At 67.5% G+C, this 18437-nt stretch carries 17 protein-coding genes; 8 read left to right on the top strand and 9 right to left on the bottom strand.

What is annotated here, in order from left to right; translation table 11 throughout:
* The 5 genes from AB0P21_RS01710 to AB0P21_RS01690 all read left to right on the top strand — a co-directional run bounded on the left by AB0P21_RS01710 (position 1) and on the right by AB0P21_RS01690 (position 4245).
* Positions 1-1308, top strand: a complete 1308-nt coding sequence (locus AB0P21_RS01710; protein ID WP_363692979.1) for a sugar ABC transporter substrate-binding protein — start codon at positions 1-3, stop codon at positions 1306-1308.
* A 6-nt stretch (positions 1309-1314) separates the two neighbouring features.
* The gene (locus AB0P21_RS01705; RefSeq protein ID WP_363692978.1) at positions 1315-2220 is read left to right on the top strand and encodes a sugar ABC transporter permease; all 906 of its coding nucleotides are present in this window, start codon (positions 1315-1317) and stop codon (positions 2218-2220) included.
* A 31-nt stretch (positions 2221-2251) separates the two neighbouring features.
* Positions 2252-3064: a carbohydrate ABC transporter permease gene (locus AB0P21_RS01700; protein ID WP_363692976.1), complete on the top strand. Its 813-nt coding sequence runs from the start codon at positions 2252-2254 to the stop codon at positions 3062-3064.
* Between the two features lie 5 nt (positions 3065-3069).
* Positions 3070-3825 carry a sugar phosphate isomerase/epimerase family protein gene (locus tag AB0P21_RS01695; protein ID WP_363692974.1) on the top strand — a complete coding sequence of 252 codons (756 nt, stop codon included), beginning with the start codon at positions 3070-3072 and terminating at the stop codon, positions 3823-3825.
* A 78-nt stretch (positions 3826-3903) separates the two neighbouring features.
* A complete protein-coding gene (locus AB0P21_RS01690; RefSeq protein WP_363694401.1) occupies positions 3904-4245 on the top strand; it encodes a YciI family protein in 342 nt (113 codons plus the stop codon).
* 123 nt (positions 4246-4368) lie between these two features.
* Here AB0P21_RS01690 and AB0P21_RS01685 read toward each other — a convergent pair whose 3' ends face one another.
* The 5 genes from AB0P21_RS01685 to AB0P21_RS01665 form a co-directional block, all read right to left on the bottom strand.
* Positions 4369-4680 carry a hypothetical protein gene (locus tag AB0P21_RS01685; protein ID WP_363692972.1) on the bottom strand — a complete coding sequence of 104 codons (312 nt, stop codon included), beginning with the start codon at positions 4678-4680 and terminating at the stop codon, positions 4369-4371.
* Positions 4681-4892: 212 nt separating this feature from the next.
* The gene (locus tag AB0P21_RS01680; protein WP_363692970.1) at positions 4893-5780 is read right to left on the bottom strand and encodes a carbohydrate ABC transporter permease; all 888 of its coding nucleotides are present in this window, start codon (positions 5778-5780) and stop codon (positions 4893-4895) included.
* Positions 5777-6709, bottom strand: coding sequence for a sugar ABC transporter permease (locus AB0P21_RS01675; protein ID WP_363692968.1), 933 nt, complete (start codon positions 6707-6709; stop codon positions 5777-5779). Before AB0P21_RS01675 ends, AB0P21_RS01680 begins: the two co-directional genes overlap by 4 nt.
* Positions 6710-6729: 20 nt before the next feature.
* Positions 6730-8034: an extracellular solute-binding protein gene (locus tag AB0P21_RS01670; protein ID WP_363692966.1), complete on the bottom strand. Its 1305-nt coding sequence runs from the start codon at positions 8032-8034 to the stop codon at positions 6730-6732.
* Between the two features lie 92 nt (positions 8035-8126).
* Complete coding sequence (locus AB0P21_RS01665) at positions 8127-9176, bottom strand: LacI family DNA-binding transcriptional regulator (protein ID WP_363692963.1); 1050 nt, start codon at positions 9174-9176, stop codon at positions 8127-8129.
* A 67-nt stretch (positions 9177-9243) separates the two neighbouring features.
* On the opposite strand from AB0P21_RS01665, the gene AB0P21_RS01660 reads away from it, so the two are divergent.
* A complete protein-coding gene (locus AB0P21_RS01660; RefSeq protein ID WP_363692961.1) occupies positions 9244-9369 on the top strand; it encodes a hypothetical protein in 126 nt (41 codons plus the stop codon).
* An 8-nt stretch (positions 9370-9377) separates the two neighbouring features.
* Here the strand turns inward: AB0P21_RS01660 and AB0P21_RS01655 are convergent, their stop codons facing one another.
* Positions 9378-10832 (bottom strand): MFS transporter, encoded by a 1455-nt coding sequence (locus AB0P21_RS01655; RefSeq protein WP_363692960.1) that lies wholly within the window; start codon positions 10830-10832, stop codon positions 9378-9380.
* 133 nt (positions 10833-10965) lie between these two features.
* Here AB0P21_RS01655 and AB0P21_RS01650 point away from each other — a divergent pair, with 133 nt between their 5' ends.
* Positions 10966-11616 carry a TetR/AcrR family transcriptional regulator gene (locus tag AB0P21_RS01650; protein WP_363692959.1) on the top strand — a complete coding sequence of 217 codons (651 nt, stop codon included), beginning with the start codon at positions 10966-10968 and terminating at the stop codon, positions 11614-11616.
* 115 nt (positions 11617-11731) lie between these two features.
* Positions 11732-14026 carry an excinuclease ABC subunit UvrA gene (locus AB0P21_RS01645; protein ID WP_363692958.1) on the top strand — a complete coding sequence of 765 codons (2295 nt, stop codon included), beginning with the start codon at positions 11732-11734 and terminating at the stop codon, positions 14024-14026.
* Here the strand turns inward: AB0P21_RS01645 and AB0P21_RS01640 are convergent.
* From AB0P21_RS01640 to AB0P21_RS01630, 3 genes are all read right to left on the bottom strand, one after another.
* The gene (locus tag AB0P21_RS01640; protein WP_363692957.1) at positions 14008-14787 is read right to left on the bottom strand and encodes an SRPBCC family protein; all 780 of its coding nucleotides are present in this window, start codon (positions 14785-14787) and stop codon (positions 14008-14010) included. The genes AB0P21_RS01645 and AB0P21_RS01640 overlap by 19 nt on opposite strands.
* A gap of 80 nt (positions 14788-14867) precedes the next feature.
* The gene (locus AB0P21_RS01635; protein WP_363692956.1) at positions 14868-17183 is read right to left on the bottom strand and encodes a M4 family metallopeptidase; all 2316 of its coding nucleotides are present in this window, start codon (positions 17181-17183) and stop codon (positions 14868-14870) included.
* A 432-nt stretch (positions 17184-17615) separates the two neighbouring features.
* Positions 17616-18401, bottom strand: coding sequence for an SGNH/GDSL hydrolase family protein (locus AB0P21_RS01630; protein ID WP_363692955.1), 786 nt, complete (start codon positions 18399-18401; stop codon positions 17616-17618).
* Between the last annotated feature and the right edge of the window lie 36 nt (positions 18402-18437).

Here is an 18437-nt window from a genome sequence, read left to right as displayed (position 1 = left end):
ATGTCCCCTGAGCTGTCCCGCCGCAGCTTCCTGAAGTACACCGGCGCCGCGGTGGCCGCATCCGGAGTACTCACTGCCTGCTCGAACACCCCGTCAGGTGCCGCCACCTGGGCGATGTGGTCGAGCAGTCCCGCCGAACGCAAGGTCTGGGACGACTTCAGCAAGTACGTCGAACAACAATTACAAGTCGAGTCGATCCCGACTCTCACCCCGTCCGGCGGCTACCCGACCAAACTCGACCTCCAGCTCGTAAGCGGAACGGCCGGCCTGGTGACCGCGCTGAACGGCACCCTGATCCCGACGTACGCCGCCCGCGGCGCGCACCGGCCGCTCGACGACCTGATCGCCGCCGACCCCGACTTCAAGCTCGCCGACTTCTATCCGGCGATCCAGAAGATCTCCACCTTCAACGGGCAGACCTACGCGATCGGCTTCGACGTCGCGCCGACCGTTCTCTACTACAACAAGACGCTGCTCGCGAAGGCCGGGATCGCCGCGCCGTCGCCGACCGAGCCGATGTCGTGGGCGACCTTCCGTGATCTCGCGAAGGAGCTGACCAGGGCTCCGGACCAGTACGGCTTCACCTGTGCGCCGGCGATCGACGACCTGGTGTCGTGGATCTACTGCGCGGGCGGCAACGTGATGAGCGACGACGGCAGTCGCAGCATCCTGAGCGCGCCGGAGGCGACCGAGGCGATCCAGTTCGTGATCGACCTGTTCGTCAAGGACCAGGTGACGCCGCCGATCAGCAACCTGGTGACCGAGAGTTCGCTGTCCAACTTCATGGAGGGCAACGTCGCGTTCATGCAGAACGGGCCGTGGCAGGTGGTGAACGTCCGGAAGGCGAAGTTCGACTGGGACGTGATCCCGTTCCCGGCCGGTGCGGCCGGCAGTACGCCGCGGGTGTCCGGCTCGTCGTTCGCGATTCCCGCGGGGGTGAAGGGCGCCGAGCTCGACCTGGCCTGGAAGCTGCTCAAGACGCTGACCAGCACCGGTGCCCTCGACATCTATGCGAAGGCCGGCCGGAACAACCCCGCGCGGCGCTCGGCGGGCAGCGCGTTCAAACCGCCGCCCGACAACCTCGGGGTGGTGCAGGACATCCTCGCCGGGAAGGTCGCGGGCGGGCACGCGTACGACGTCACGACGAACTGGAACCAGGTGAAGCAGTTGCTCGGCCAGGACCTGCCGCGCACGTTCCTCGGCCAGGTCTCGGTTCGGGAGGCCCTCAAGGGCCTGACGCCGCGGCTCGACGTACTGATGAAGCAGCACCAGGACAACGTTCGCCAGGCCGAAGCCAGGAAGGGGTGATCGCGAATGGCTGTCGACGCCCTTCCCACCGGGTACCGGAAGTACAGCAAGGAGACGCTGACCGCCTGGTTGTTCCTGCTGCCCAGTCTGGTCGGCTTCCTGATCTTCACCGCCGGCCCGGTGCTCGCGGCCGGGGTGATCTCGCTGCTGAACTGGAACCTGTTCAGCTCGCCGACGTTCGCCGGGCTGAAGAACTTCGCCCGGCTGGGTCCTGATCCGACCTTCTGGTCGGCGCTCGGCAACACGGTCTACTTCACCTTCGTGAGCGTGCCGCTGACGATCGTGGTGAGCCTGGCCCTGGCGTTGCTGCTGAATCAGGGACTGCGGTACGTCGCGGTCTTCCGGTCGCTGCTGCTGTTGCCGTACGCAACGATCACGGTGGCGGTGGCGTTCGTCTGGATCTGGCTCTACATCCCGCACGACGGTCTGGTGAACGCCGTACTCGGCTGGTTCGGGATCAGCGGGCCGGCCTGGCTGATCAGCGACGACTGGGCGATGCCGGCGCTGATCGCGATGAGCGTCTGGAAGAGTTTCGGGTTCGGCATGGTGGTCTTCCTGGCCGGTCTGCAGGCGATCCCGCAGCAGCTGTACGAGGCGGCCAAGGTGGACGGCAGCTCAGCCTGGCAGACGTTTCGCAACGTGACGCTGCCGATGTTGTCGCCGTCGCTGTTCTTCGTCGTGGTGACCTCGGTCATCGGCTCGTTCCAGGTCTTCGACCAGGCGCTGATCATGACGAACGGCGGGCCGGGATCGCGGACCACCACGCTCGTGATGTACATCTACCGGACCGGCTTCGAGAACTACGACCAGGGGTACGCCGCGGCGCAGTCGCTGGTGCTGTTCGGGTTCATCGTCGTCATCACCGCAGCGCAGTTCGTGCTGCAGCGGAGGCTCGTCCACTATGACAACTAACGCCGTCTCTCCCCTGCTCAGGAGCCCGGTGGTGACCCGCAAGCTGGTCCTGTTCGGCTGCTACCTGGTCACCGCGGTGACGCTGGTGCCGGTCGTGATGATGGTGCTGGTCGCGTTCCAGTCCGATGCCGAGTCGATGGCCGCGCGGCCGTCGTTCTGGCCGAGCAGCTGGCATCCGGAGAACCTGACCCGGGCGTTCGAGCTGGTCCCGCTGGGGCGGTACCTGCTGAACACGATCATCTTCGCGGCCGGTACGACGCTGCTCGAGACCGTCACGGCCGCGCTGGCGGCGTACGCGTTCGCGCGGCTCAACTTTCCCGGGCGGACCTGGTTGTTCGGGATCTATCTGGCGACGCTGATGATCCCGTCGCAGGTGACGCTGATCCCGCAGTTCATCCTGGTGGCGAAGCTGCACGGGATCGACACCTGGCCGGGGATGATCCTGCCGCACGCGTTCACCGCGCTCGGCGTGTTCCTGCTGCGGCAGTTCTTCCTCGGCATCCCGCGCGACTACGAGGAGGCGGCACGGCTCGACGGCGCCAACCGCTGGCAGGCGTTCATCCGGGTGATCGTGCCGCTGGCGGTGCCGGCGATCGCGACGCTCGCGGTGTTCAAGTTCATCGGACAGTGGAACAACCTGTTGTGGCCACTCGTGATCTCCAACAGCGATTCGACCCGTACTGCGGCCGTCGGGCTGCAGGTCTTCCAGGACACCAACGGCACCCAGTGGAACCTGCTCCTGATGGCAGCGACCATCACCACCGTGCCGTTGATCGTGTTGTTCTTCCTCACCCAACGCTGGTTCGTCAAAGGCATCACCATGAGCGGGCTCGGAGGCCGCTGACTCTTATGACCTACACCTGGTCCGTATTCACCAAGCCCTGGTCCGGCCTGCCCGGTGACGAGCTCGGCAAGCTCGTCGCCGGCCTCGGTTTCAGCGGCGCCGAGATCCCCGTCCGCGACACCGCCTACGTCACGCCGGCCACCGCCGAGGCCGGTCTGCCCACCTTCGTCGAGCAGCTCCGCGCCGAGGGCGTCGAGCCGATCAGTATCGCCAGTGACCTGTCAGAGAGCGCGTTCGCGGCGTGCGCGAAGGCGGGGGTGCCGATGATCCGGATCATGGCGCCGCTCGGGCCGGACGGTTATGCCGCCTCGGTACGGCGGATCCGGCAGGAGTTGGAGGATGCCGCCGGCTACGTCGCGCAGTACGGCGTACAGGTCGGGGTACAGCCTCACCACGGCAAGTTCGTCACCTCGTCGCTTGGTGTCCTGCAGTTGCTGGATGGCCTTCCGGATGATTTCAAGGTCGTCTGGGATGCGGCCCACGACGCGCTAGCCGGCGACGACCCTGCCGTCACGCTCGACCTGGTCAGGGACCGGCTCGGCATCGTCAACCTGAAGAACGCGAAGTACATCGAGGTCGACGGCGCTTGGAAGACCTGGTTCGGCCAGGCCGGCGAGGGCCTGTCCGACTGGTCGGCCGTCTTCGCGAACCTGAAGGACTACACCGGCCCAATCTGCCTGACCGGCCAGTACTCCGATCCGTCGGTCCCGGTCGAGAACCGACTCGCCGCGGACCTGGCGACGGCCCGTTCGCTGGTCTGAGCGGGATCATGTCGAAGTGACGCCGGGGGCTCCGACGTCCCCGGTGTCCGCTTCGGCAGAGGAGTTGTTGTGAAGTACATGCTGTTGATCTACGGGAACACCGAGATGTGGGACGCGATGGCGGCCGGCGGGATGGAGGCCGTGTTCGACGCGCATCGCGGGATCCTGGCCGAGACGCGCGCCAGCGGGGAGTTGCTGGCCGCGAACGGGCTGACGACCGAGAACGCCCGGGTCGTCCAGCTGAAGGACGGCGTACCGGCGATCACGGACGGGCCGTTCACCGAGGCGAAGGAAGTGCTGGCGGGCTACTACCTGCTGGACTGCACGCTCGAGCGGGCGACCGAACTCGCGGCCCGGCTGCCGGAGGCCCGGTACTCGCCGGTCGAGGTTCGCGCGCTGATGCAGCCGTTCGAGGAGTAGGCCGGTCGTCCAGGGACTTGCCGGTCTCAGCTCGGCGTTGACCTGAGACCGGCGAGCCACTGATTCAGCCGGTGTGCCCAGCCGCAGGCTGGGGTGTCACTCGGTTTCTTCAGCCCTGCACCTTCAGCTGGGGCGGCTCGGCGCGAGGGTGACCCCACCTGAGGCAGGCTGATCGCCCATCCCAAGGCCACCCTGGACGAACACTGTCGTACCCCGTTCCGGCGCCTGCACGCCGTCACCGAGACGCAGCGTGGTGGTGAGGCCGTTACTCAGCCTCAGCACCGCCACTCGACGCGGTCGTCCGGACGGAATCGACGAGTTCACCTCGTGGACGCCGGTGCAGACCGCTGGTTGAATCGCAGCCCGGCCGAGTTGGGAAGTGCCGTGACTCCTCACACCACGGCACCGCTCGGCGAGCTCTTTCATCGCTGACACACATCCTCCTCCCTTGGTTACCCAAGAAACAGTTGTTGACGGGACAACTGTTAGTAGTGCTACGCAACGGTCCTCATTGCGCAGTACGCGCGACAGTTGCCGCACTTGTGCATCGGACGGCGCACAAGTGATCCCGGCAGCCTTGCTTACAGTGACGGTGTTTTCAAGGGATGACTACGGGAATCCCGCCAGCCGGAACCAGCGTCCAGGAACTACTGCCCACCGAAACCGGTGGTGGCGATGCCCTTGATGATCTGCCTTTGGAAAAAGAGGAAAACGACGACCAGTGGCAACGCTGCCAGGATCGCGGAGGCCATGTTCTGCGCGTACTGGAGGCCGTAGGCGCTCTTGACCGTCTGCAGGCCGACCGGCAACGTCATCAGGTCGGCGTCGGTGGTGACGATGAAGGGCCAGAGGAAGTTGTTCCAGGCGCCGATGAAGACGAAAATAGCTACCGCGGCAAGTATCGGGCGAGACAAAGGCAACACGATCGACCAGAACACCCGGAGCCGATTCGCGCCGTCCACCCGGGCGGCATCCTCGAGTTCGACCGGGATCTGATCGAAGAAGCGCTTGAGAATGAGCACCATCGCGGGCGCGAACGCCTGCGGAAGGATAATTCCCCAATACGTGTCGACCAGGTCGAAGGCCAACATCTGCCGGAACAACGGAACGATCAGCAACTGCGGCGGGATGATGATGGCGGCGATGATCGCGGCGTACAGCCAGCGGCGGCCGCGGAAATTCATCCGGGAGAATGCATAACCAGCCAGCGCCGACGTGGCGACCGTGATCAGGGTGATGGCCACCGAGGTGATCAGGCTGTTCCAGGCCCAGGCCGGGATGTCGCCGGCCGCGAGCACCTTGCGATAGGCGTCGAAGCCGAGTCCGTCCGGCGGCGACAGGCTGAGTGTCGAGGCACCGGCGTCGGCCTCGCTCTTCAGCGAGGTCAGCACCGCCCAGGCGAACGGGACCAGCCAGGTCAGGGCGAGGAAGGCTAGTACCAGCAACGCGCCCAGCCGCCACAGGCTCCAGGGGTTCTCCCCCGGCTTGTAGGACTGCTTCCTGTTGATCCCACGCGACAACGTGTAGCTGCTCATCGGCCACTCCGGCGGTTGAGAATTCGGTACTGCGCCAGCGACACCAGCACGATGATGGCGAAGAACAGGTACGAGATCGCCGAGGAGAACCCGAACCGGTAGCCGGTGAAGCCGGACTCGTAGATGTACTGCACGATCGACCGGGTCGAGCCGGCCGGACCGCCGTTGGTGAGCATGTAGATCTGGTCGAACACCTTCAGCGAGGCCAGCACCTGCAGCGTCAGGATCAGCGCGGTGGTCGGTGCGAGCTGCGGGATCACGATCGAGAACAGCTGCCGCCACTTGCCGGCGCCGTCGATCGCGGCCGCCTCGAACTGCTGCTCGGGGATGTTCTGCAGCGCGGCCAGGTAGAGCAGGAAGTTGAACCCGATGGTCCACCACAAGGTGGTGATCACCACCGAGAACATCGCCACCTTCGGATCCTGCAGCCAGGCCACCGGCGCGATCCCGAGCTCGGCCAGCACGCCGTTGATCAGCCCGATCTTCGGGTTGTACATCCAGGTCCAGAACAGCACCACGACCGTGGAGGCGAGCAAGTAGGGCAGGAAGAACGATAGCCGCCACAGCCAGCGTCCCGGCAGCCCCAGGTTCACCAGCAGCGCGAAGGCCAGCGACAGGACGACCAGCGGCACGGTGCTGAGGAAGGTGAACCACAGTGTGTTGCCCAGCGAGCGCCACATGTCCGGATCGGTGAGTGCCTCGGTGTAGTTGGCCAGGCCGACCAGGCCGCTGTTCGCGCCGGTCAGCGTCTCCCCGGTGAAACTCAGGTACAGCCCGTAGACCGCGGGCACCACCAGGAACAGCACGAACAGCACCGCGAACGGCGCGGCGAAGGCCCAGCCGGTCAGCGTCTCGCCGCGGCGGGCCCGAAGCTTGGTGTCGGCGACAACGGGAGTCGCGGCCGCGGGACTGTCGATGGCAGTCGACATCGTTGATCTCCCTTCCGGGCTCAGACCGGCTGCGGCCGGTCGAGCAGCACGTTCAGCCGCTGGACGAATCCGTCGAACCCGGCCGCGGGGTCGCCGCTGCCCAGGTAGACGTTCTGCACGTTCTCCGCGAAGTAGTTCTGGAAGTCGCTGCCGGCGCCCGCGAACCAGACGTCCGGGTCGTAGTTCACGTACGCCGGGATGCCGGCGTAGTTCGACTGCGGCTTCAGCGCCTGGTACTCCGCGCTCTTGATCACCGGCTGGTACGCCGGGATGTGGCCACCGCCCTCGGCCCACTTCACCGACCGCTTGAGGATCTCGGCCACCAGCTGGTAGACGTGCCGGCGGCGCTCCGGCGACACCTTCGACTGCCGGGGCAGCACGAACGTGTGCGAATCGGCGTACGCGGCCTCGGTGCCGAACAACGTCGGGATCGGCATCGCGTCGAACGGCAGCTTCGCGGCCTTCAGCACCGGCAGCTCCCACACGCCGCCCAGGAACAGCCCGCTCTCGCCGTGCAGGAACTCGCTCGACGCCGTGCCGCCGTCACCGCTGCGCGAGGCGATCGTGTCATTGAGCAGCGAACGGACGAAGGTCAGCGCCTTGACCGCGGCAGCCTCGTCGACCTGCGCCTTCTGGCCCGGTACCAGCTTCATCTCGGCGCCCTGTTGACGGTAGAGCGTGTAGAACAACCGCCACATCTGTGGGCCGTCGCCGAGGTACCCGTAGGACAAGCCGTGCTTGCCAGTCGCCCGCTGGAGCTTGGTCGCGACCTCGGTGAACTCCTCGGGTGAGTCCATCGTGCGCAGCGTGTCGGTGACACCGGCCTTCTGAGCGTGCTCGGTGTTGTAGTAAAGGACGAAGGGGTGGGTGTCGAGCGCGAGCGAGTACAGCTTCCCGTCGTACTGGCCCTTCTGCCAGACCAGCGGCGGGAAGTCGCTCTCGTGAACGCCGAACTCGGCCAGCAACTCGGTGTCCCACGGCTCGAGCAGGCCGCCCGGCGCGTAGCCGGCGATCCGCGACGCGTGCATGATCGCGACATCGGGGGCACGCCCGCCGGCCGAGGCCATCGCGAGCTTCGTGTAGTACGGCGGACCCCAGGCGAGCACGGTCTGGGTGGTGTGGAAACCGGCGTTGAGGCCGTTCACGGCGTCAACCAGGCCGGCCATTACGATGCCGTCGCCGCCGGTCATCAGATGCCAGTAGTTCAGTTCGCTGGCGGACTTCCCGGCGCTGGGTGAACAGCCGAGCAGTAGTCCGCTGCCAGCCACCGCGGCCGCTCCGGAGAGCAGCCGGCGCCGGGAGAACGGACGATCAAACGCGGTCATGGATTTCTCCTTCGCAGGCCGCTTCGATCATTACATCGTTGGAATACGTTGACAAGAGTCTGATGATCTGGGTTTTTGTGCGAGTTTGTGGTCTAGCGGGCTGAGCTGGCGCGCGGGACGATCCGGTGCGGGATCATCACCCGCCGCGGCTTGGTGTCCAGGTCGGCCATCCGCTCGGCGAGCAGATCGAGCGCCGACTCGACGAACAGCCGCCGGTCGAAGTCCACCGTCGTGAGCGGCGGCACCGTGTACGGACTCTCCAGCAGGTTGTCGAACCCGGCCACCGCACAATCAGCCGGTACTGCGACACCTGCCGTCCAGAGCGCCGACAGTGCACCAACAGCGAGCGTGTCGGTGAAGCAGAAGAGCGCATCCGGCGGCTCGTGACTCTCCAGGTAGCGGCCGACCACCAACGCGGCGCCTTCCGGGCTCCAGCGATCGAGGGCGATCTCCAGTTCCGGGTCAGGCTCGATGCCGGCGGCGGTGAGGGCCTCGCGATAGCCGCGGGTGCGGAGGCGGGCAGCCGCAGTACCGGCTGAGTCGGTGGTGCCGCCGATCCGGCCGGTACCGCTGGACCCGCTCGGGACCTCGGGGGTGCCGAGCGCTGCGATGCGCCGGCATCCCTGATCCAGCAGATGCTGGACCATGTCGCGTGCGGCGGCGACATTGTCGATGGCGACCTGGCTGACCATGTCCTGGTCGACGTCACCGATCAGGACGACCGGCGGCAGTACGCCGGCAGTCGTCACGGCGCTGTCGTCGAGATTGACCGGGTTCAGGATCAGCCCGTCGACCAGATGGGCGCGCGCCTTGGAGAGCAGCTCGAACTCGCGTTTCGGCTCGGCCGCGGTCTGCTCGATCTGCACTCCCCAGCCACGCTGGTGGGCCAACTCGACGACCAGGTGGGTGATCTCGGCGGAGTACGGCCGGAGCAGGTCGGGCAACGCGAGCCCGATCATCCCGGACCGGCCGTTGCGCAGCCCGCGGGCGCTCATGTTCGGCACGTAGTCGAGCTCGGCCAACGCCTGCTCGACCCGCTCGCGGGTTTCCGGCCGGACGAAAACGATCCCGTTGATCACGTTCGACACCGTCTTCGGCGACACCCCGGCCAGCTTGGCGACGTCTTTGACGGTGGCACGCATGGGGCCATTGTCACCGACGATCCCGCGCACCGCGCGATGCCTTCGTTGTCAGCGGCTACTGGTTGCTATGGGCAACCTCTCCCGGTCGGCCGGGCTCGACTGGTGTCCGCGGTTCTCGCCGCACTACTACAACACCGAGGACGAGGTCGCCCGGATGGTCTCGGTGGTGGCCGAGCTCCGGGCGACCTCGTGACTCTGGTTTCAGGCCGCGTTGGCGGCGACCGGGGTGGGCTTGCCGGTGTCCGTCGGGCGGCGGGTGGGGATGAAGGCGGCGATCGCGAAGGCGATCAGGGCGGCGGCTGAGCCGATCGCGAGGATGACCTGGAAACCGGTCTTCGACGGGACGGTGACCGGGCCCATGGTGATGGTCAGCTGGGCGAGGATGACGCCGGCGACGGCGCTCGAGACCGAGGTGCCGATGGAACGCATCAGGGTGTTGAGGCTGTTCGCCGCGGCGGTCTCGGAGACCGGGACGGCGCTCATGATGAGGGCCGGCATCGCGCCGTACGCGAAGCCGATGCCGGCGCCGATCACGGCCGAGACGATGATCAGGTGCCAGACGGCCGACATCGCGACGATGCCGAGCGCGTAGCCGATGGCGACGATCACCGCGCCGATCATCAGGGTGACCTTCGGGCCGCGCTTCTTCGAGACCGAGGCGGAGAACGGCGCGGTGGCCATCATCACCAGGCCGGACGGTCCCATCACCAGGCCGGCGGTCAGCATCGACTGGCCGAGGCCGTAGCCGGTCGCCTTGGGCAACTGCAGCAGGGTCGGCAGGACCAGCGACATGGAGAACATCGCGAAGCCGAAGACGGCCGAGGCGAGGTTGGTGAGCAGCACCTGCGGCCGGGCGGTGGTGCGCAGGTCGACCAGCGGCTGTGTTGCGCGCTTCTCCCACCAGCCCCACAGGAACACGACGACGACCGCCGCGCCGAACAGGCCGAGGGTGCGGCTGCTGCCCCAGCCCCACGACGAGCCCTTGGAGATGGCGAGCAGCAGGCAGATCAGTCCGGCCGAGAGACCGGCTGCGCCGATGAAGTCGAACTGGCCGCCGCTGCGGACAGCGGACTCCGGTACGAAGGTCAGCACCAGCGCGAGGACGATGACGCCCAGGGCGGCGGAGGTCCAGAACAGCACGTGCCAGTCGAAGCGGTCCGCGATCAAGGCGGCGGCTGGGAGGCCTAGCGCTCCGCCGACCCCGAGCGAGGCGCTCATCTGCGCGGTCGCGGAGCCGAGCCGCTCGGACGGCAGCTCGTCGCGCATGATGCTGATGCCCAACGGGATCACCGCGGACGCCATACCCTGCAGGACCCGGCCGACGATCATCGGCGCGAGCGAGTCGCTCAGCGCGGCGATGACCGAGCCGGTGATGAGCAGCAGCAGGCTGACCAGCAGCATCCGGCGCTTGCCGTACATGTCGCCCAGCCGGCCGACCACCGGTACCGCGACCGCGGCGGCGAGCAGCGTTGCCGTGATCACCCACGCCGTACCGGCCGCTGTGGCGTGCAGCAGCTTGGGCAGTTCGGGGATCAGCGGGATGACGAGGGTCTGCATCAGCGAGACGACGATGCCGCCGAAGGCGAGGACCGCCACCACGGCGGTGACCTTCGGCGGGGTGGACACCTCAGCCGGTTCGGCAGGGGCAGCGGGCACGGGGAGCCTCCGATTGACGTGCACAGGGAAACGGTCGCCGAGGAACAGGCAACCTGGACGACGCTAAGTCAGTCAGTTGACTTAAGCAAGTGAACTGACAGACTGGCCGCGGTACGAGACGAAGGGTGCACCGATGACAGCGGCCGAGAAGACCGCGCGGGCCGACCGGGCCGGCGCCACCCGTGACGTGATCCTGGAAACCGCCGAGCGGCTGTTCGCCGAGCACGGGGTGTTCGGGGTCTCCAACCGGCAGATCAGCGAGGCCGCCGGGCAGGGCAACAACGCGGCGGTCGGCTACCACTTCGGTACCAAGACCGACCTGGTCCGCGCGATCGTGCGCAAACACACCGAGCAGGTCGAGCAGCTCCGGGCCCGGCGATTGGCCGAGCTCGGTCCTGAGCCGAATATCCGGGACTGGTTGACCTGCCTGATCCGGCCGCAGACCGAGCATCTGGCCCAGAGCGGGCCGCCGACCTGGTTCGCGCGGTTCGGCGCTCAGGTGATGACGGACCCGGGGCTGCGCAAGATCATGGCCGAGGAGTCGCTGAGCTCGCCGTCGCTGCTGCAGATCATCGACGGGCTGAAGCTCAGCCTGCCGGCCCTGCCTGCCGAGGTACAGCGGGAGCGCGGCGACATGGCCCGGCTGCTGATGGTGCACCTGCTGGCGGAGTACGAGCGGGGGCTGGCCGACGGCACACCGGTCCCCCGGGCCAGCTGGGACGAGACCGCGACCGGGCTGATCGATGCCCTCGCCGGTCTCTGGACCGCGCCGGTGACGCGCTGACCTTGCACCCGGGGTTTCACCTGCCGTTCAAAGGTTTTGGCGGGCTCTAAGGCTCGGCAGCGGAGCGTAGTACGGGGAAAGTCTCTACGGGCGCTGCAATGAGAAGCTTGAATGCATGCCTGCAACGAATTCAGACCTCGACAACGCCGACAGCCATGACGTCATCCAGGTCCGCGGAGCCCGCGAGAACAACCTCGCCGGGGTCTCGGTCGACATCCCCAAACGGCGGCTGACCGTCTTCACCGGGGTCTCCGGCTCCGGGAAGTCCTCACTCGTCTTCGACACCATCGCCGCGGAGTCGCAGCGGCTGATCAACGAGACCTACACCGCCTTCGTCCAGAACTTCATGCCAAGCCTGGCCCGGCCGGACGTCGACTCGCTGCGCAACCTGAGCGCCGCGATCATCGTCGACCAGGAGCGGATCGGCGCCAACGCCCGCTCGACGGTCGGCACCGCGACCGACGCGCACACGATGCTGCGGATCCTGTTCAGCCGGCTCGGTACGCCGCGGGTCGGACCGCCGTCGGCGTTCAGCTTCAACCGCGCCGAGGGGATGTGCCCGGCCTGCGAGGGGCTCGGGAAGGCGTCCGAGATCGACCTGGACGAGTTCGTCGACCGGTCGCTGAGCCTCAACGAGGGGGCCGTGAAGGTGCCGGGGTACGGCGTCGGCACGTGGTACTGGCAGTTGATGGCGCAGTCGGGGCTGTTCGATCCGGAGCTGGCGCTGAAGGACTATCCGGACGAGGTGTGGGAGCAGTTCCTGTACCAGCCGGCGACGAAGGTGAAGGTGGGGACGAGCAATCTCACCTTCGAAGGTCTCGTCACGAAGGTGAAGCGGCAGTTGCTCGCGAAGGATCGGGAGTCGCTGCAGAACCATGTCCGGGTGTTCGCGGATCGGGCGATGAAGCTGACCCGGTGTCCTGCCTGCGAGGGTGCGCGGCTGAACGAGGCGGCGCTGTCGGCGCGGATCGACGGGGTCGGGATCGCGGACTGCTCGCGGATGCAGATCAGCGACCTGGCGGAGTTCGTCCGCGGGATCCAGAGCGCCGCGGTCGGGCCGATGCTGGAAGGGTTGCGCGGAACGCTGGAGTCGATGATCGACATCGGGCTGGGGTATCTCAGCCTGGACCGGGAATCGTCGACGCTGTCGGGCGGCGAGGCGCAGCGGGTGAAGCTGGTCCGGCATCTCGGGTCCTCCCTCACCGACGTCACCTATGTCTTCGATGAGCCGACCGTCGGGCTGCACCCGCACGACATCCAGCGGATGAACGATCTGCTGCTGCAACTGCGGGCCAAGGGCAACACCGTGTTGGTGGTCGAGCACAAGCCGGAGACGATCGGGATCGCCGACCATGTGGTCGATCTGGGTCCGGGCGCCGGGCAGGCCGGTGGGCGGCTTTGCTACGCGGGCGATCTGGAGGGGTTGAAGAAGTCCGGGACGCTGACCGGGCGGTACCTCGATCACCGGGTCAGGCTGCGCGACCAGGTCCGGCGGCCGGTTGGCTGGTTGCCGATCGAGGGGGCGACGCTGCACAACCTCCGGGACGTGAGCGTCGAGATCCCGCTCGGGGTGCTGACGGTCGTGACCGGTGTCGCGGGGTCGGGGAAGAGTTCGCTGATCCACGGTTCGCTGGCCGGGCGCGAAGGGGTGATCTTGGCCGGGCAGGAGCCGATCAGGGGGTCGCGGCGGAGCAACCCGGCGACGTACACGGGGTTGCTGGATCCGATCCGGGCGGAGTTCGCGAAGGCCAACAAGGTGAAGCCGAGGCTGTTCAGCGCGAACTCGGTGGGAGCGTGCCCGGGCTGCAAGGGGCTCGGGATGGTCTACACGGATCTCGCGATGATGGCCGAGGTCGCGTCGGTGTGCGAGGACTGCAACGGCGAGCGCTTCACGGCCGAGGTGCTGGCGTACCAGTTGCGGGGAAAGAACATCAGCGAGGTACTGCGGATGTCGGCGGTCGAGGCGCAGGCCTTCTTCGCCAAGGGCCCGGCGCGAGCGATCCTCGACCGGCTGGTTGCCGTCGGCCTCGGCTATCTGGGCCTGGGGCAACCGCTGACGACGCTGTCGGGCGGCGAGCGGCAGCGCCTGAAGCTGGCGATCCACATGGGGAAGAACGGGACGACGTACATCCTGGACGAGCCGACCACGGGACTGCATCTTGCCGATGTCGATCAACTGTTGACGCTACTTGATCGCCTGGTTGACGACGGCAACACAGTGATCGTGATCGAACACCACCAAGCGGTGATGGCCCACGCGGACTGGCTGATCGACCTCGGCCCAGGCGCCGGCCACGACGGCGGTCGGATCGTCTTCACCGGCATCCCCGCCGACCTGGTCGAGAGCAGCGCCTCCCTCACCGCCGACCACCTACGCCGCTACATCGGCGTTCAGCCGGCGCTGGTCTGAGCCGCCAGACCGGTCGCCAGTTCCTCGATCACCTGACGCCAGGCCTTGAGGTACTGCGCGGCCGGTCCGCTCTGGGTCAGCGTCAGCCGCGCTCCCCCGTTGCCGTCCCGCAGCCGCCAGGTCACCACTCCGTGCTGCCATTCGAAGGTCAGCTCCCCCGGCTCGTCGGCCACCAGCACGGATCCGGCTTCGATGCCGTTGGCAACCAAACCGGTGAGCTCCTGCCAGACCCGTTCCTTCGGCGCGGTGAGTTGCCGCTCGAAGCGGATGCTGCCGTCCTCGCGGAGTTCGCCCTGGTCCAGGCCGTAGGTCTTGATGAAGTGTTCGTGCAGCAGCGCGTAGTGCTCGCGCGGGATCGAGTTGCCACCGAGGGCCTGGTCGAGCGCGTCCAGGCAGAGCGTCCAGCCGGCGGTGAAGCTGGCCGAGCCGGGGCGGTCGTCGTACGTGGCGGTGAGCTTGAGCAGACAGCCGTCCGGGGTCGGGACCAGCTCCCAGCGCTGGATCTCGGCACCCCAGTTGTACTCGAGCAGGCGCGGCGGGTCGTAGGCGCGGATCACGCCGCCGTCCGAGCCCTCCTCCCCCTCGAAACTGAAGGCGATCCGCCCATCCAGTCGCAGGTCCAGCTCGACGGCGGCCGGGAACCAGGCGGCCAGCTCAGAGGGCTCGGTGAGGGCCCGCCAGACCTTCTCGGGTGGATGACGCAGGGCGCGTTCCATCCGCAGTACGGTCCGGCCGTTCTCGGTGGTCAGCTGTTCGGTCATGGTCTATATATACCGCGCTAGGCATATACGAGACAAGAAGAAGGCCCGGCGGACGGTGCCGCCGGGCCTTCAACTACTGACTACGAGCAGGTGTAGATGGTGGCGTTGTCGAGCCACCAGTTGCCCGGCAGGATGTCGGAGAACTCTCCGCCGTTGCCGTTCCAGCGGAACTTCAGCAGGCTGCCGCTGAACTGCGACACGTCCAGCCGGCTGGTCTCGAAGCCGCCCGAGCTACCGTGCCAGGCAGCCGGCTCGTCGTCGAAGTTCGGGTCGACGGTCGGCCCGTTCTTCCACGGCAGGGCCGAGCTGTCGTGCCAGGTGGCGCCGTTGTCGGCGGAGTAGTCCAGCGTCGCGGTACCGGTCCGGACCCCGAAGATGATGAAGACGTTGTAGAAGTTGTACGCGTGCGTGAAGCGCAGGTACGTCTTCTCGTTCTTGATCTTCATCGCGTTCTTGGTCTGCACCGAGATCGAGCCGGCCGGGTCGGTGATCTGGCCGTACATCGAGTCGTTGCCGTCCGAGGTGTACGCCGTGTCGACGGCGGCGTTCGGGTTGCCCTCGGCCTTGCCGAGCACCCAGCCGGGGCTACGGGTGACGACACCGTCCGGGTACTGCTTGAAGCTGGTGGTGATCAGGTTCTTCACCTTGGCGTCCGTGGTGTCGCAGACCGGAGCCTGGGCCGGCAGGCCGACACTCGGGCCGAGGTCCAGCTCGGTGGCCTTGATGGCCTTCTCGACCTGGGCGCAGTCGGCCTTCGTCATGCCCTTCACGTCGTGCTTCTGGAGCACGTTGCAGACGGCCCGCAGGCCCTCGGCCAGGTCGCCGTAGTCGGCGCCGGTGGTCAGCACCTTCTGGGTCTCGTGCCACAGCGCCTCGGACTTGGGGATGCCGATGCCGGCCACGGTCTGGCCGTTGAAGGTGCCGCCGTCGGTGATCAGGAACGCCGTCTTGTTGCCGACGCCGGAGTTGAAGTGCACGCCGCCGTTGTCCTGGAAGAACTGGTCGTCGAACCAGTTGGCGCTCGTCATCTTGTCCGGGTCGCCGAACGCGGTCGGGTCCTTCAGGGACCGGATCGCGCCGAGGCTGGAGCCCTCGCCGAGCAGCCAGCGGTTGGCCGCGGTGTCGTCCGCGGACCCGTTGGTCAGGTCGACGAACTCGCCCATGATGTCGGACAGCGACTCGTTGATCGCGCCGGCCTCCCACAGGTAGGCCAGGGCGGAGGTGTGCTGGGTGACGCCGTGGGTCAGCTCGTGACCGGTGATGTCGTCGGTGCTGACGCCTTCACCGAAGGCCATCTGCTCGCCGTTCCAGAACGCGTTGGCGAACGGGCAGCTGCCGCTGACGCAGACCCGGACGGTACCGCGCAGCGCCTTGCCGAGACCGTCGCCGTAGTCGGCGCCGATCAGGTCGGTCAGGTCGGTGCCGACCCCGGCGTACGTGTTCGAGGTGTCGCCGAAGAACTCGAAGACCTGGTTGACGTCCTGGACCGAGGAGACCGGTCCGCCCTCGACCCGGGTCGGGGCGAACACACCGCCGCCGCAGCGGGCGTCCTCGCCGCCGGTGACGATGTTGGTGCGGTTCGCGTCGCAGACGACGCGCTTGATGTGCTCGGCCATGTCCCAGGCGATCAGCGTCTTGCCGGCCGACGCGTGCACGATGGCCTGCCAGCGGGTGTCGCCGGGGCCGGTCACGTCGTACAGGTAGACCGGGAGCGCGGACGAGCCGGGCTGACGGGTGACGATGCTGAGGTCGAACCAGCGCGGGCCGGCCAGCTTGGCGGTCAGCGTCGAGGCGTCGAGCTTGCCGCGGTCCGCGACGGACTGCAGGGCGGCGCTCTGCGCGGCGGCCTTGGCGGCGTCGGCCGCCTCCGGCTTCGGGAACGTGCCGTACGTCGCCAGCGCGACCTCGCCGTTGGCGGACTCCAGCGAGCCGGCCTTGTCCAGGGTGGTGACGATCTCGCCGCCGTACACCTGGACGCCGTCGATGCTCTGCTGGAACCGGACCTGCGAACCGAGCGCGCTGAGCGTGCTCGACTTCGCCACCAGGTCGGCCGGGCGGGCGCCGAAGTACGGCGCGATCGCGGTGACCTGCGCCTTGGCGACGGCGACCGCGTCGGTCTTGCTGGTCGCGGACCTGCCGGCCTTCGCGCTGACCGAGGCGGGTGCCTTCAGCGGGGTGGTGGGCCGGATCGAGTGGGCGCGGCCGGTCGCGTCACGCTTGGCGACCAGGCCTTTGCCGCCGGCCAGCGGAGTCCCCAGCGTGCGGAGCTCCGGGCTCTGGGCGGTGGTGCTGCTGTCGGCGGACGGAAGCGGCGCGCTGTTCGCGAGCCCCGGGGCCGTCAGGCCGAGGGAAACTGCGCCGACCGCGAGGCCGGCGAGCCAGGTACGAGCTTTCACGAAGAAATTCCTCCCCATTGCCGTTATTACGCTGAGCGGGCGTAACCGCTGCAATCTGTCATCCGGCCAATCCCGGGCGCGACTCGACGTGACCCATCTCACACCCAACCGTTTTCCGGGCTTACGGACGGTCACTACAGCGTTGAAACGCCCGCTCAGCGGGGCCTACGCAGAGTGCTGGCACTGGTGCGCCGCGACACCAGAAGGCCAACGGCACAAGAGATTTTCAGCGTCCTGCCGGGGACGGCGGGAGGACGGCGACACGGCCGGAAGATGGGCACGGCAGCGTGGCGGGCGGCGGCACCGCGCTGTCCGGCGGACGACACCGGCCACCCCTCCGGGGTCGGCCTCGTGCACCGGACAGACCTGCGCGGCACCCCTGCATGACATCACGTTCGGGGAAACCGCGCAGGTCGAACCGATTCCAGCCGCTTACGTCAGGTGGTCGTCGACGAGGTTCGCGAACCCCGCCTGACCGGTGGTGTTGGGGTGGTACGACTCGCTGACCGGGTTCGACAGGCCGTTGATCCACTCCGGGCTGCCGCAGACCGCGTGCCCGACGAAGGACGCCGTCGGGTTCACGAAGCTGTACCCGGCCGCACTGGCCGCGGCCGCGATCTTGGAGTTCAGCAGATCGGCGGTCGCGTTCAGCTTGGTCATCTCGTCGGGGCTGAAGAAGGTGGCCGCGTTGCAGTCGGTGCCGTTGAACAACCGTGGATAGCCGACGACGATCACCTTCGCCGTCGTCGCCCGGCTGCGCACGGTCGCGTAGAGCGTGTTCAGCCGGCCGGGGATGGTGTTGTTGATGGTCGCCTGCGCCGTGGTGACCGCGGCGGTGCAGTTGCCGAGCCAGGACGGCTTGGCGCACTCGGTGATCACCGACGAGAAGCCGGCGTCGTTCCCGCCGACCTGGAGAGTGACCCACTTGACGCCGCTGTTCAGCGGGCCGAGCTGGTTGGCCGTCACGTCGGCCACCCGGGCGCCAGAGCACGCGACCGAGGTGAGCGCTGCGCCGACCCGGGCGGCATCGAGATACGGGTAGGACTTGGTCGAGCGCTGGCAGGAGCCACTGTCGGGGATGTAGGTGCGGGTGCCGACACCGGAGGCGTACGAGTCGCCGAGAGCGACGTACACCGGCGCGGCGGCATGGGCGGGGACGGAGGTGAGCAACGCAGTACCGAGGACTGCGGCGCCGATGAGGCCGGCGATGGTTTTCATGGGGCGGAACCGCCTTTGCGTTGGTGTGGGGGGAGA

The sequence above is a fragment of the Kribbella sp. NPDC056861 genome (assembly GCF_040687575.1).
Lineage (GTDB): Bacteria > Actinomycetota > Actinomycetes > Propionibacteriales > Kribbellaceae > Kribbella.
This window is presented reverse-complemented; position numbering and strand designations above follow the sequence as displayed.